The 14,269-nt window shown below is 74.4% G+C and carries 12 protein-coding genes; 9 read left to right on the top strand and 3 right to left on the bottom strand.

The window, feature by feature from the left end:
• Positions 1-36: 36 nt before the first annotated feature.
• A complete protein-coding gene (locus ElP_RS32465; protein WP_145277389.1) occupies positions 37-1,437 on the bottom strand; it encodes a hypothetical protein in 1,401 nt (466 codons plus the stop codon).
• A 672-nt stretch (positions 1,438-2,109) separates the two neighbouring features.
• Between ElP_RS32465 and ElP_RS32460 the strand changes: the two genes are divergently transcribed.
• The 9 genes from ElP_RS32460 to ElP_RS32420 all read left to right on the top strand — a co-directional run bounded on the left by ElP_RS32460 (position 2,110) and on the right by ElP_RS32420 (position 11,538).
• Positions 2,110-3,933, top strand: coding sequence for an ArnT family glycosyltransferase (locus ElP_RS32460; RefSeq protein WP_145277387.1), 1,824 nt, complete (start codon positions 2,110-2,112; stop codon positions 3,931-3,933).
• 721 nt (positions 3,934-4,654) lie between these two features.
• Entirely contained in the window at positions 4,655-5,308 is a 654-nt protein-coding gene (locus ElP_RS32455; protein WP_145277385.1) for a hypothetical protein, read from the top strand.
• 348 nt (positions 5,309-5,656) lie between these two features.
• Positions 5,657-7,186: a hypothetical protein gene (locus tag ElP_RS32450; protein WP_145277383.1), complete on the top strand. Its 1,530-nt coding sequence runs from the start codon at positions 5,657-5,659 to the stop codon at positions 7,184-7,186.
• Positions 7,183-7,734 (top strand): FliG C-terminal domain-containing protein, encoded by a 552-nt coding sequence (locus ElP_RS32445; protein ID WP_145277381.1) that lies wholly within the window; start codon positions 7,183-7,185, stop codon positions 7,732-7,734. Before ElP_RS32450 ends, ElP_RS32445 begins: the two co-directional genes overlap by 4 nt.
• A gap of 164 nt (positions 7,735-7,898) precedes the next feature.
• The gene (locus tag ElP_RS32440) at positions 7,899-8,381 is read left to right on the top strand and encodes a flagellar biosynthetic protein FliO (protein WP_197446542.1); all 483 of its coding nucleotides are present in this window, start codon (positions 7,899-7,901) and stop codon (positions 8,379-8,381) included.
• On the top strand, positions 8,378-9,355 hold the full coding sequence (locus tag ElP_RS32435; RefSeq protein WP_231749344.1) for a flagellar type III secretion system pore protein FliP: 978 nt from the start codon (positions 8,378-8,380) through the stop codon (positions 9,353-9,355). The genes ElP_RS32440 and ElP_RS32435 overlap by 4 nt, the downstream gene beginning before the upstream one ends.
• 51 nt (positions 9,356-9,406) lie before the next feature.
• The gene (locus ElP_RS32430; RefSeq protein ID WP_145277377.1) at positions 9,407-9,673 is read left to right on the top strand and encodes a flagellar biosynthetic protein FliQ; all 267 of its coding nucleotides are present in this window, start codon (positions 9,407-9,409) and stop codon (positions 9,671-9,673) included.
• Positions 9,674-9,866: 193 nt separating this feature from the next.
• Complete coding sequence (locus ElP_RS32425) at positions 9,867-10,646, top strand: flagellar biosynthetic protein FliR (protein ID WP_145277375.1); 780 nt, start codon at positions 9,867-9,869, stop codon at positions 10,644-10,646.
• A gap of 112 nt (positions 10,647-10,758) precedes the next feature.
• The gene (locus tag ElP_RS32420; RefSeq protein ID WP_145277373.1) at positions 10,759-11,538 is read left to right on the top strand and encodes an EscU/YscU/HrcU family type III secretion system export apparatus switch protein; all 780 of its coding nucleotides are present in this window, start codon (positions 10,759-10,761) and stop codon (positions 11,536-11,538) included.
• Between the two features lie 191 nt (positions 11,539-11,729).
• Here the strand turns inward: ElP_RS32420 and ElP_RS32415 are convergent, their stop codons facing one another.
• Together ElP_RS32415 and ElP_RS32410 are read right to left on the bottom strand one after the other, a co-directional pair.
• Entirely contained in the window at positions 11,730-13,460 is a 1,731-nt protein-coding gene (locus ElP_RS32415) for a flotillin family protein (protein WP_145277371.1), read from the bottom strand.
• Between the two features lie 70 nt (positions 13,461-13,530).
• A complete protein-coding gene (locus ElP_RS32410; protein ID WP_145277369.1) occupies positions 13,531-14,151 on the bottom strand; it encodes a hypothetical protein in 621 nt (206 codons plus the stop codon).
• Positions 14,152-14,269: the final 118 nt, after the last annotated feature.

Below are 14,269 nucleotides of genomic sequence, written 5' to 3'. Positions count from 1 at the left end.
TTCGGGGACGGAAGCGATCGCGGCCGGTCGGGAGGGTCACTCGACCCCCAGGCCCCGGCGGAGCATCGCCAGCCAGGAGTCGAGGCTCGGGCTGGTCCAGAGCGACCAGAGCAGGGCGATCGTGGTGAAGGTGCCCAGCACCTTCGACCCCCGGATCAGCCCCGCCCGGGCGGACCGCCAACGGGTCGGGTCGGCGGGCTTCTTCAGGCGGCGGGCCCGGGGGCGCCGGGCGTCGAGCTGGACGTTGACCAGCACGAACGCGCCGAGGACGCCCCAGAACAGGGCGTCCGGCACGCTGAAGTGCCAGGAGCCGCTCAGCCAGAACGACTGGTAGGCGTGCAGCAGCCAGGTGGCGACGAACACGACCGAGGTCGCCGCGGCCAGCGCCTGCCACTGGGGCCTCCGCTTGAGGCGGAAGGCGACCGGGTTGAAGACGACCCGGACCATGAAGTCCTTCCAGTAGATGTTGATCCGCCGCCAGTAGTCGGTGAAGCCGGTCGCCAGCAGGTAGTTGTGGTGCGTCTCGGGCAGCTTGAAGCCGAAGAGGTGGAGCATCCCGCAGGCGACGTGGAATTGCCCCGAGACGTGCAGATACAGGAAATAGTTGCAGGCCAGGAAACGCCCCAGGCTCCCCGGGCCGGCGACCTGCTCGGGGGTGATGAGCAGCTCGTGGTAGACGAGGCGGTAGAGCAGGAGGTGGACGAAGCCCCGGAAGATCATCCGCAGGCCGTCGCGCTGGACGGCGTGCACCTCCCCCGAGAAGTAGCCGCGCTGCATCGTCCGGTAGTCGACCACCGGGAAGTGCAGGAAGCAGTAGTTCGGCAGGAGGAAGAAGTAGCTGAGCACGTCGGCGGGCGTCTCGGGCGCCTCGGCGTGCTTCAACTCGTACAGGAAGATGATGAGCCGGAACATGAACATGGTGCCCAGCACCGGCAGGACCGGCGAGGGCAGGTCGGCCTCGATCGCCCCGCCCCGGACCAGGGCGAGCGTGATCGCCACCGCCGCCACCCCGCCCACCCGGACCCGCCAGGGCAGGGGGGCCATGCAGAGGCCGATCAGCCCCAAGGCGGCGGGCAGCACCACGGCCGTCGTCTGCAAGCCGAAGACCCAGGCCAGGCCCACGACCGAGGCGGCCACGAAGAACGGCTTCTTGTAGCGATAGGGCAGCAGGTAATGGGCCGGCAACGCGGCCGCGGCGATCCCCAGCAGCAGCCGGAAGGCCCGGCCTTCGAGGTTGTAGACCTCGGCCACGGCCACCAGCAGGCCGAGCTGCAGCGCCACCGGCAGGAAGAGACGGAAGCTCCGACGGCAGGAGTCGGGCTCGCCGGGGTAGAGGCCGGCCGGCCGGGGCGCGGGGTCCACCTCGGTCCGCTCTCGGACGTACCGGCGGTGGGGCGCGCGGGGCGGCGCGACGATCCTGGTCATGGCGAGCCGCATGGGGCCATCCCCCTTCCGTGGCGGACGAGTATCGGGCTCGAGGCGTCGATCGATCGGTCGGGACGGGGCGAGCGGGCCGGGGGCGAGCGGGGCTCGGGCCTCGATCGCCCGGCGGATCCCGCCTCGGCCGGTCGGGTCGGATGGGAGCGGTGCGGTGCCTGCCGGGCCTCTCGTCTTCCCTCGCCGCGCCTCGACGGCGGGTGATCGGGGACGCGAGGGGGCCGGGCCGTCCCTGTGCCCGTTGGTGCCCCCCCGCGGGCGCATCCTTGCACGCTCCGACGCCTCGGGGAGGCCGATGGTCCGGCATCCCGGGCGCCGTCGACCCGGGCGGTCCGGACGCTCGGAGCCCCGAGGTCCGTCCCACGACGGGTCGATTGGGGCGTGGGTATAACCGAAGGCCGGAGGGCCTGTCAACTCGGGCTGAGGCGACGCCGAGTGGCGCGTCCCGGGCCGAATCGGCGCAATCTCCGGGGGGCGTTGCGGGTCGGTCGGGGTAGTGACGGCGGAATTCCCCGGGAGATTCCCGGATTGCCCCGACGCGGGCCGGTTCGGGTTGCCGGTCGGGCCCGGTTGGGCTATCGTCCCCGATCGATCGAGGCCGGCCTGCTTCGCGCCTCGCCGCCGGGCGGCGGGCCGGGCCACGGCCGGGACGGCCAGGGAGGGCTGCTCACGATGCCGCTTCGTTTCGGGCACCGGGTCCGGTCGCGCTGGCCCGAGCTGGTGTTGCTCGCCTCGGCGCTGGTGACCTTCGTCGGCCTGCTCGGTGCCGTGGACCTCTGGGGCAAGCGCGAGCAGCGCGCCGCCGCCGAGTCCCTCGACACCGTGAACCACGGCCACTGGCTGATCGCCGAGATCCAGGGCCGCCCCCGGCTGGAGAAGCCGCCGCTGCCGAGGTGGGCCAGCGCCTCGCTGATGCTGCTGACCGGCCGCAGCGACGAGGTGATCGTCCGCCTCCCCTCGGCCCTGGCGGCCGTCGGCGTGGCGCTGCTGGTCTACGACCTGGGTCGTCGGCTCGGGGGGCGGTGGGTCGGGATCGCGTCGGGGTTGGCGTATTGCTCGACCTTCTATGCGATCACCGAGCACCGCCAGGCCGGCAACGACGGGCCGCTCGCCTTCTTCACCACGCTGGCCCTCTATTCCGCCTGGCGTCGGCTGCACGGCGATCGGGTCGGGCCTGGCCTGCCGCCGCCATCGGAGGAGCCCGGCCCCCGGGGCTGGTCGATCCTGATGTACGCGAGCCTGGGCCTGGGCTTCCTGACCAAGGGGCCGGTGATCCTGGTCCTCGTCGGGCTGACGGTGGTGCCGTACCTCGCCGTCTCGAGGCGGCTGAAGGCGGGGCTCCTCCTGCTGCAGGACTGGCGGGGGGTCGCCTTGATGACCGCCCTCTGCCTCTGCTGGCCGGTGCCGGTGCTGGTCTCCCGGTTCGACGCGCTGAGCGTCTGGATGCTGGAAATCGGCCAGAAGGTCGGCTCGGCCGGGGTGGCGCACCACGACTGGCGGACCCCCCTGGTCGCCGAGTGGTTCTGGATGGCGATGCCCTGGACCCCCCTGGCGATCCTGGCCCTGGTCGTGCCCTTCACGGCGAGGGGCCGGGCGTCGAGGTCGACCCCCTGGTTCCCCTGGTTCTGGGCGTTCGCCAACCTGGCGATGTTCAGCACCTGGTCGGTGGCCAAGCCCAATTATTATGTCCCTTGCCTGCCGGCGGTGGCGCTGCTGGCCGGGTCGGGGTGGATCCGGATGGCCCGGGAGGCGAGGTCCGGGGCGATCGGCCCCAGGCTGATGCTCCAGTCGCTCTGGGTGGTCCTGTTCGTGGTCGCCTGCGCGGCCCCGGTGGTCGTCTCGCAGCGGGCCCCCGAGTTCCTCGGGGCGTCGCTGGCGCTGGCGGCGGTCGTGGTGGCCGGCGTGGTCGCCTCGGCCGTGGCCTGGAGGAGGGGGGCCGAGGCGACGGCGCTGGCGCCGATCGCCGCCTCGGTCTCCGTCGGCGTCCTGATCGCCTACGGGGCGATCGCCCGGCCGCTACTGGGCTCCCAGAGCCACCGCCCCCTGGCCGCGACGATCGACCGGCTCGTCCCCGACGACGAGTCGACCGTCCTGTTCTTCCACGAACTGGACGAGGGGCTCTGGTTCTACCTCCGGGACCGCGCGCTCGCCCCCGTGCCCGGCAGCCAGCCGAGCACCAACGACGCCCACGACATGGTCGTCGAGGCCCGCCAGGGCACCCTCGTCGAGGATCCCGGCCTGCGGCTCCAGCAGGAACTCGACGTGCTACTCGGCTGGATCGCCGACCCCGACCGGGAGGCGCGCCACTTCCTGATCCGGGACCGCCTCTACGATCGCTTCGCCCCCGCGCTCCGGGGGCTGACGACCGAGCTGTACCGGGAGCCCGACCTGGGCCGCAATGAACTGGTCCTGCTCCGCGTCGACGCGCCCGCCGGCACGGTCGCCTCGGCCGACGCCGACCCCGCCTCCGACCTCGGGACGGGCCCGCTCCGCTGAGGCCGCATCGCCCGGAAGACTTGCGTCCGGGTGGCCGATCCGGGCGATCTCGAATCACCGTGTCGTCCCGGCCGGCACGATCTGACCCAGGGGCCCGGCGCCCGCGACCTGGTCGCGGGCGCCGGGCCCCGGTCGTTTCGCCCCTGTCCGGGCGCCGGCCCCGGCCGGACTCGGGCGGGCTCGATGCGATCGGCGCCGGTCCCGGGTGCCTCGGGGGGCGTACCGCGCCGACGCGCCCCCCGGGCGAGGCTCGCCCGGGGGGCGTCGTGCGAGAGCTTGCCGGATCGGGTCCCGATACCCGCCGGGCAAGGCGGGCCGATCGGCGTGAGTTCTCCGATGGGCGAGGGGCTCCGGTTGCGGTCGTCGCGGGCGTGAGGGTCGTTCCGGCATCAGGGTTTACCCAGGCGGTCATCCTTTCGGGATCGGGGCGACCGCCAGGGTCGATCGCCCTAAACCCTTGCAGGAAAAGGGGGAAGGTGCTCAAGGGCGCCCCGCGCCATGACGATACAACGGGTGGCTCGCCAAGGTCACGCCGCGGCGAGGACTCGGGAGCATCGAGACCCAAGGGGGTGTCCTCTCGACGGGTGGGCCGGTCGGCCCCGGACGCCGGGAACGTCCGCCGTGCAGAGGCGCCAGTCATACGAATTCCGATTGGGGACGGCCGATCGACCGAGCGGCCCGGGACCCGATCGGGTGAGATTCCTGAGGAGTGCTACCTCCCATGTCGAAGCCCCTGACCCTGAGCGTCTGCCTGGCCCTCGCGCTCGCCTCGACGAGCGGCATCGCCAAGGCCGGTGGCGGGCTGCTGCCCACCCCGCAGGCCGCCCCCCAGTACGTCGCCCCCAGCGCCCAGGGCGTCCTGCCCTCCGGCCAGGGCTACGTCGCCGACTACTGCGCCCCCGAGCCGAAGCACTGCGGCTTCAAGTTGCCGAAGCTGCACATGCCGAAGATCTGCCTGCCGAAGATCGAGCTGCCCAAGTGCCCGCCCAAGTGCTTCGAGTACGAGTGGGTCCTGAAGAAGAAGCGCTGCGGCGGCGGCCTGATGGGCATGCTTGGCGGCGGCTGCGGCCACGGCGGTGCCGAGGACTGCGGCTATGCCTACGGCGGCGACGTCTACCCCTCGGGCCAGTACGCCAGCCCGCAGGTCGCAGCCGCCCCGCAGGCCTACCCCACCGCCCAGTACTCGGGCGACGTCTACGGCGCCGGCCAGGCCTACGGTGCCGGCCAGGCGACCGGCCAGATGTACGGCGCCGAGCCCGTCCCCGCCGGCGACATGACCCCGGCCGCCCCGGAGACCGACGAGGCCCCCGAGGCCCCGGTGGTCCCCAGCGCCTACGGCCGCCTCGGCTCCTCGCTGTTTGGCACCAACCGCTGAGGCCCGATCGGCCGATGATCCCGGGTGACCGAAGCGGCCCGAGGCCGGCGAACGCCGGCCGTCCGATCGGTCGATCATGACGAGCACCCCGAGCCCACACCACACGGGGCGACCCGCCGAGAGGCGGGCCGCCCCGCCCGCATTTCCCCCCCGGGTCGGCGACGCTGCCGAGATTGACAAGACCGGGGGATTGTCGGATAACTCGCCCGCTCGGGAGGAGGGCCGCCGGGGTGCCGTCGCGACGCGATCGGACCCGGGGGCGAAGCCGCGAGGGGCGGTGTCGGACCGACCCGGGCCGAGAGGCCCTGCGGGCCGGCCCCGGCGATCGCTCGGAGGAGCGGGGCGACCATGCGGATCGAGGATCGCGAGGCCGTCGGGGCCCGTCCGGCCCCGGCGATCGGCAAGGGGCGGCTGGCCGATCGGCTGGGGCCGATCGGCCGGTGGTTCCGGGATCGCCGGGGCGCGTCGAGGAGGGCGGCGGCCCTGGCCGTCGCCTCGGCGCTGGCCGCCGCGGCGGGGATGGCCCTGGTCTCCCCCGAGTCCCCCCGGGTCTCCTGGCTCGACAACGGCCGATCCTTCGCCCCCGACGAGCTGGAGGCGTTGGACCGGGCGCTGGCCATCAAGGGGATCGGCGCCGAGCCCGACGATCGGGGCCGGCTGGGGGTCTCGCCCGACCGGGAGGCCGAGGCGCTGAAGGTGCTCGAGCAGGAGGGGCTCGCCCGACGGCCGTTGAGCCGGGAGTTCGCCGACCCGCTCCGGCCGGGCATCCTGGCCGATGCGAGGGAGCGGGCACAGGTGGTCCTCACGTCCAAGGCGGCGAAGATCCGGGGGGCCCTGGAGCGGATCCCCGGCCTCCTGTCGGCCGAGGTCGAGCTGCACCCGGGCCCGTCCCGTCCCTTCGCCGACCCGGAGCCGGCCCGGGCCGGGATCCGCCTGACGGCCGACCGGGACCGGGCGATCTCGCCCGACACGGTCGGCCGGGTCCTCAACGTGGTGACCGCCTTCACCGGCCTGGAGGCGAAGGACGTGACCATCATCGACGCCAAGGGGGACGCCCTGCTCAAGGCCGGCGACGATCGATACGCGCAGAGCATGCAGGCCGAGGCCCGGGCCCGGGGCTGGGAGGCCGCCATCGCCGAGGAGCTGGGCCGGTCGGTCGAGGGGGTCCGGGTCGAGGTCACACTGGAGGGGCCCCCGGGCCCCTCCCCCCGGGCCCCCGGGCCGACGGCCGCCCGGGAGGAGCCCGAGGCGCCCCGGTGGACGGCCGTCGCGGTCGTGCCCAACGGGCCGATGTCGCTGGCCCGGCCGGCCCCGCCCCGGGCGTCGCCCCCGACGGACTCCGAGGGGCCCGGGGCGGTCGCCCCCCGGGCGAAGGTGCTCGTCGAGGTCCCGGCGGGGTATTACCTGGCCCGTCACGACGCCTTCGCCGACGGGAAGCAGCCGAGGCGGGAGGTCCTGGACCGGTTCGTCTCCTACACCGAGGATTACGTCCGTCGGATCGTCACGCACGTGATCCCCGAGGAATCGCGCGGCCCGGTCCAGATCCTGATGGGGCCGCTGCCCCCCGAGCCGGCCGAGCACGCCCCCCGGGCCCGGGAGGCCCGGGGCTGGCCGGAGTACTGGTGGGCGCCGGCCGTGATCATCGGCGTCGGGGCGGCGCTGGCGCTGCTCGCCTCCGCCGGGGGATGGCTGCCGGGCCTTCGGCCGCCCCCGGGGTCGGCCCCGGCCGCCGCCGAACCCCCGAGGCCGCACCTCCCGGACCTCCGGGACGACGACGCGCCCGGCCCGGCCGACCGCGTCCGGGAGCTGGTCCGGCGCGACCCGTCGGCCGCCGCCGCCGTGCTGAGACGCTGGGTCGAGCAGGGAGTCGACGCATGAGCACGCAGTTTTTCGAGACGGCCGAGGACGCGACCGACCCCGACGCGATCCCGCCGATCCGCAAGGCCGCGATCCTGGTCGTCAGCCTGGAGCAGCCGCTGGCCTCCAAGCTGCTGGCCGAGCTGGACCGGGGTGCCGTCGAGGCGGTGACCCTGGAGATCGCCCGCCTGGAGCGGATCGACCCGGTCGAGCAGCGCCGGGTGCTCGGCGAGTTCTTCGACCTCGGCCTGCGGCGGCTCTGGTTCTCCTTCGACGACGTGGTCAAGCTCCTCGCCCGGGACCTCCGGTCCTCCTACCACGACGAGGACGCCCCGCTCTGGGCGCTCGCCCTGGCCGGCGCCGCGCGGTCGGTCCGGGACACGGTGCTCGAGGCCCTCCCCCCCGGGTCGGCCGACACGCTCCGGGCGGCGATGGAAGGGCTCGGCCCCTTCCGCCTGGACGACGCCGAGGCCGCCCAGGCCGAGCTGGCCGAGCACCTCCGGCGGCTCCACGACCGGGGCCTGATCACCCTCCCCGAGCCCGCCGGGCGGGAGGCGGTCTTCGTCTGAGCCGGGCGCGGGACCCGGCGAGGCCGGGTCGCCCGGAGGACCGACCTCCGGGGTGCCCGGCGATCCCCCGGGCGGCGCGACTTGCCCGTCCCACGGCCGGGACGGGCGCCGGGCGGACGCGGCCCGACCGGGATGCATCGTCCCTTCCACCGATCGGCATGCTCATGCTCATGACCTCCCGAACGTCCCCCGGCCTCGGCCCCGGCTCGGCACCCCGCCGCCTCGCCGCGCTCCCGGCCGTGCTCGCGGCGGCCCTGGTCCTCGCCGGGTCGCCGTCGAGGGCCCAGGATGCCCCCCAGGCGACGGGGACGGGAGGGGATCCCGCACCGGCCTTCGGCGGGGGCGGGGGGATCGGATTCGACGGGTCGATCGGGGTCGCGGCGACCGCCGTGCTCGCCGTGCTCGGGGTCGCGGTGCTGGCCTCCGGACGGCTCCGGCCGGCCGGGGGTGCGGGGGCGCTCCGGGTCGTCGGCCGCGCCCACCTGACCGGCCGACACGCGGTCTACCTGCTCCGGGCCGGGGACCGGACGCTGATCCTCGGCGTCGGCTCCCAGGGGCCCCCGGCCCTGCTCGGCGAGTTGGAGACGTCCGCCGAACCGGCCCCGGGGTTACCTGCCGACCCGATTCGACCGGGAGGGAAGGGATGAGGCGATCGACCCCGGGACCGCAGGATCGGCCCGCCGACCGTCGTCGGCCCGCCGTCAACTTCATCATCGGCCCGGGCGTGCTCCTGCTCGGCCTGCTGGCGGGGCCCCTCGCCCTCGGCGGCGAGGGGGGCGGCGTCCCGCCCTCCCCGGCGGGACCCTCGCTGATGGGCGTCGACCCGGCGATGTTCGACCGGTGGTCGATCGAACTCGACGAGGCGGTCGCCCCGGCCTCCGCCGTGCAGTCGGCCGGCGCCGGGGAGGCGGTCGTCGCCCCCCCGGCCCGGGACGAGCTGGAGCGGGTCGCGCGGACGGTCGGCCTGTTCGCGGCCGTCTCGCTGGCGCCGGTCGCGGTGCTGATGGCGACGGCGTTCGTGCGGATCAATGTCGTCCTGCTGCTGCTCCGGCAGGCGATCGGCAGCCCCCAGGTGCCGGGCAATCAGGTGCTCATGGCCCTCTCCCTGCTGCTGACGGCGATGGTCATGGCCCCGGCCGCCGAGTCGGTCTACCGGGACGCCATCGCACCCTATGCCGACGGCGAGCTGTCGGCCGAGGAGGCCTGGCGGGCCGGCTCCGGGCCGATCAAGGCCTTCATGCTCGACCAGATCCGCCGCACCGGGCACGACCGATACCTCGAGGCCCTGGAGGCCCGCGCGGCCGAGGTCGGCGGCGGATCGGGGGGGGCGGGGGGGGCGGGGTCGGCCTCGTCGTCGCCGCCGCTCCGCGTGGTCGCCCCGGCCTTCCTCATCAGCGAGCTGACGACGGCGCTCTGGATCGGCTTCGTCATCTACCTGCCGTTCCTGGTGATCGACCTGGTGGCCTCGGCCGTGCTCGCGGCCACCGGGCTGATCATGTTGCCCCCGGCCCAGGTGGCCCTGCCGCTGAAGCTGGCGGTCTTCGTGCTGGCCGACGGCTGGTGGCTGGTGGCCGACGCCCTGCTGCGCACCTTCGCCGTCGGCTCCCCCGGCGGCGGATGACCGATCGATCGGGCGGGACCACGCTTGCCGGGATCAAATCGGAGGATGATCATGGGAGACGCGGTTCTCATCGGCGCGACCCGGGAGGCGGTCCGCCTGGCCTTGCTGCTGGCGGCCGGGCCGCTGGGGGCGGCGCTCGTGGTCGGGCTCCTCGCGGCCCTCGGCCAGGCGATGACCCAGATGAACGAGCCGACGGTCGGCCTCGTCGCCCGACTGCTCGCGGTCGCCGCCGTCACGGTGCTGCTGCTCCCCTGGCTCCTCGCCCGCTGGCTCGACTTCGCCGCCGCCGCCCTGGGAGGGTTCCCGGAGTTGCTCTGACGTCGATCCGGGAGGGCCCGGGGCGGGATTCGGATGGCGGACCTGGGATGCCGGCCGCCGGAACGGCCCCGACCATCCTCGGCCGATCCCGAGTCGTCGACCGCCGGTCGTCCGTCCTCGGCCGACCGTTCCCCTCGATCATCCGCCATCCGCCGCAGGTCGACCGCCGACCACGGCCCGAGGAGGGACCCCCATGCCCCCGCCGCCCTTCGACCTGCTCGGCAGCCCGGCCGCGTTCCTGCTGGTGCTGTCGAGATCGGTGGGCCTGGTCTGGGCGCTGGCCTGGCTGGCGGGGGGGGCGGGGGCCGGGCTGCGGGTCCGGCTGGCGGCGTCGGCGGTGATCGCCGCGGCGGTGTCGCCGCTGGTGGGGGACGACGTGCCGACCTCGTCGGATCCGCTCGCCCTGGGCGGCCTCGCCCTGTACGAGGCGATGGCAGGCGCCGTCCTGGGGATCGGCGCGGGGCTGATCGCCGCGGCGGCCCGGCTGGCGGGGGAGGTGATCGGGGCCCAGGCCGGGCTCTCGGCCGCCGCCTCGATCGCCCCCGGGCCCGGGGCCGAGGACGGCCCGGAGCCCCCCCTGGCCACGCTCGGCGGCCTGGTCGCCCTGGCGACCTTCGCCGCGCTCGACGGCCCCTTCCGGCTGATGATCGCCCTGGCCGGGAGCTATCGCATCGGCCCGGCGGGGGGCGTCGGCGTCGTCGGCGTGACCGGCGAGGCGTCCCTGCGGTCGGCATTCGCCATGGTCTCCCAGGCGATCGGCCTGGCCCTCCGGCTGGCGGCGCCCATCGCCCTGGCGTTGCTCGTGGCCCAGGTCGCCGTCGGGCTGCTCGCCCGGTCGGCCCCGGCCCTGTCCAGCTTCTCGGCCTGGCTCCCGGTCCGGCTGGGGATCGGCCTGCTGCTGACCCTGCTCGGCGTGGCCGGGATGGCCTCGGCGCTCGCCTCGGCGTGGTCAGCGACGCTCCCGGCTGGATAAACGCCGGCAGGGATGAGCATGCGGGACCCCGTAATCTCGGGTCCGCCCGAGGGCCCCGGCCCCCGGCCCCGACCCGGCTCCCTCCCCACCAACCCCGACGACGGGCGGCCCCATGTCCGACGATCGCACGCTCGAACCCTCTCCCCGGCGGCTCCGGGAGGCCCGGGATCGCGGGATGGTGCCGGTCAGCGGCGAGCTGACCGCCGCGGTCGGCCTGCTGGCGGCGTCGGCGGCGCTGGGGGTCTGGGGCGAGGGGCTGCTCTCGGGGATGCTCGGGCTGATCCGGGAGGGGCTCTCCGGCGAGGACCTCGCGGTCGCCGACGCCTCGACGTTCGTCGCCCTCGTCCGCTCGGCGATCGGCTCGGTCGCGTCGCCGATGGCGGTCATCCTGGCGGTGCCGGTGCTGGCGAGCCTGGTGGCCCATCAGGTCCAGGCCGGCGGGCTCTTCCGGCCGGGCCTGGCCCTCCCCGACCCGGCCCGGCTCCGGCCGGGAGCCTCGGCGGGGACCCCCGGTGACCGCCTCGGCCGGGCCGCCGGCCTGGTGGCCCGGGCCGTGGTGCTGGTCGCCCTGACCTGGTGGGCGATCCGGGGCGTCCTCCGAGATCCCGCCGCCTCGACCGCGTCCGACCCCTCGGAGGTGATCCGGCTCGCGGGGGGGACGCTCCATGCCTCGATCTCCCGGCTGGGCCTGGCCCTGCTGGCGGTCGGCCTGGTCCACCGCGCGGTGCAGGTCCGGCGGCTCGACGCCCGGCTGCGCATCTCTCCCCGGGAGCAGCGTGAGGAGCAGCGCGAGCAGGGGGGGAATCCCGGCATCCGTGCCCGCCTCCGGGCGGGGAGGCGGGGGGAACCGGCCCCCGGGGTCGCCGAGCCCGCCGGCCCCGGTGCGATCTGACCGCGGGCGGACGCCCGAACCGGGTGGGCCCCGCCGGCCCCGGCATCGATCGACCGGGCGTTGCACACCCGAGAGGGGGCGAGGTCATCGGCGCCGGCCAGTACGGATCGGCCCCCCGGGCGGGTCGAGGGGCCCGGGCCGACGCCATCGGGCGTCGGGCCCGGCCCGTCCCCGCCCCGGCTCGGATCGGCCTACGACTTTGAGGGCCGGTTCCCGGGGCCCCGGCTCGGACCGGGGCCGGGACGCCCGCCCTTCGGCTCTCCCCCGGTGCCGGCCTCGGCGTGCTCGGGGGCCGAGCCGTTGGGGGAGGACTCGCCCTCTCCCTTGCCCTTGCCGGGGTCGTCTCCGACCATCTTGCCGAAGTAGTCGGGCATCTTCACCCCGCCGATCTCCTGCATGATCTGGAGCATCGGCGGCAGGGTATGCGCCATGTTGCGGAGGAACCCGGCGGTGGCCCCCACCCCGGGGCCGTCGCCCTGGCCGTTGTGGCCGTTGGCCCCGGCGTCCCAGACGACCACCTTGTCGAACTTGATGTTCGAGATCGCCTGGGCGGCCGTCTCGGAGAGCTTGTCCATGTGTTCGAGCATCAGCAGCTGGAACGCCTGCTGCGACCCGCCGCAGGCCTCGACGATGGCCTTGAGGCCCTCGGCCTTCCTGGCGAGCTGCTCGTACTGGCCCCGGGCCTCGGCCTCCAGCCGGGCGAAGACGGCGTCCGCCTCGGCCCGGGCCTCCAGGCGTCGGCGCTCGGCGGCGGCCTCGGCGTCGACGATGACCCGGGCCTTCTCGGCCTTGGCCTGGGCTTCGAGCTTGGCCCGCTGCTCGGCCTCCACCTTCTCTGCCTCGGCCAGGGCGGCCTTGGCCTGGGCCCGGAACTGGGCCTCGGCCACGGCGGCCTCGGCCTCCCGGCGCCGGGTCTCGCCGATCTGATACGCCTCGGCCTCCTTCACGTTCAGCTCGGCCTTGCTGGCGGCGATCTTCGCCTTGGCCTCGTTCTCGCCGGCGATGGCCAGGGCGTCGGCGTCGGCCAGCTGGATCCGCATGCCGCGCTCGGCGTCCTTGATGCCCGCCTGCTGCTGGAAGCGGGCGGATTCGACGCCGACCTGCTGGGCCCTCGTCAGCTCGGCCACCTGGAGCGTCCGGTCGCGCTCGGCGGTCTTGGTGCCGATCTCCCGGAGCTTCTCGGCGTTGGCCACCTCGACGGCCTTCTCCTGCTCGGCGCGGGCGACGCCGATCGACCCCTTCTTCTGTTGCTCGGCCACGTCGATCTCGGCCTGGTTGACCGCCGTGCTGGCGGCCTTGCGGCCGATGGCCTCGATGTAGCCCGAGTCGTCCGTCAGGTCGGTGATGTTGACGTTCAGCAGCACCAGGCCGATCTTGTTCAGCTCCGACTCCAGCGAGAGCTGGATGTTCTCCAGGAACTTCTCGCGGTCCCGGTTGATGTCCTCGATCGTCATCGAGGCGATCACCTGGCGGAGCTGGCCGAAGATGATGTCGCTGGCCTGGCTGCTCACCTGCTCCCGGCTCAGGCCCAGCAGGCGGATCGCCGCGTTCTGCTGCACCTGCGGGTCCGAGCCGATCGCCACCGTGAAGACGCTCGGCACGTTCACCCGGATGTTCTCGAACGACAGCGCCCCCCGCAGGGGGATCTCGATCTGGATCGGCTCCAGGCTCAGATAATCATAATCCTGGATGATTGGCACGACGAACTCGCCGCCGCCCTGCACGCACTTGGCCGCCTGCTTGCCCGAGCCGGCCCCCCACTTCACCAGGATCTTGTTCGACGGGCACCGCTTGTAGCACTTCACGCCCGTCGTCACGATGCTGAACGCCGCGATCGCGAACAACGCGGCGCCGACGACCGGCCAGATGTTCCCCTCCACGGCGGGGACCTGGGCGACGAGCAGGAGCGGGATCGGGTTCATGGCTGCAGATCCTCGAAGTCAAGGTCATCAGGGGTGCGAGGGCGGATCGATCCGATCCGAACCGAATCGATCAGTCGGCGAGCGACGCCGACTTGGCGACGTGGGCGGCCTGGTCGACCACCTCCAGCGTGCGGTCGTCCACCACCCGGGTGACAACCACCGCCTCCCCGGCCCGGAGCTCGGGGCCGGGGGTGACGGCCCGGAGCTCCTCGGAGCGGCCCTGGACCGTCACGATCACCTTGCCGACGCCCCCCTCGCCGCCCGGCACCCGCAGGTAGACCCGGCCGACCTCGCCGACGGCGTTCGACAGCCGCAACGAGCCGCTGCCCTGGAGCTTCCTCAGGCCGCCGAAGGCGTAGCCCAGCAGGGCCGTCGCCGCCAGGCCGACCGCCGTCGCCGTCGCCAGGCTGAGGCCGGGGGACCAGTCGGACCCCCGGGCCGACAGCCCGCCGATGCCGAAGAAGGCCAGGAACGAGACGACCGCCTGGAACGTCAGCTTCCGGGCCAGGTCCGAGAAGCCGGCTCCCTCGTGGCCGACGGCCCCGTCCCCCCCGTCGCCGTCGGGCAGGTCCGGCAGGTCCACCGCGTCCGCCCCGGCCAGGTCGCCGCCGAGGCCCAGCAGCGTCAGGCCGAGTTGCAGGACCAGGATCGTCCCGCCGATCGCCGCGCAGATCAGGAAGAAGGTGCCCATCGTCGCCTCCGGCCGTGCTCGGTTCCCCCGGGTGAAGTGCAGGATGTATTCCCCAGCCTGCCGCATTTCTTCGCGAGAAAATACGCCCTGCCCATCCGGTCCCCCGGTCCCAATCGGC

Origin of the sequence: Tautonia plasticadhaerens, from assembly GCF_007752535.1 — a bacterium.
Taxonomy (GTDB): domain Bacteria; phylum Planctomycetota; class Planctomycetia; order Isosphaerales; family Isosphaeraceae; genus Tautonia; species Tautonia plasticadhaerens.
This window is presented reverse-complemented; position numbering and strand designations above follow the sequence as displayed.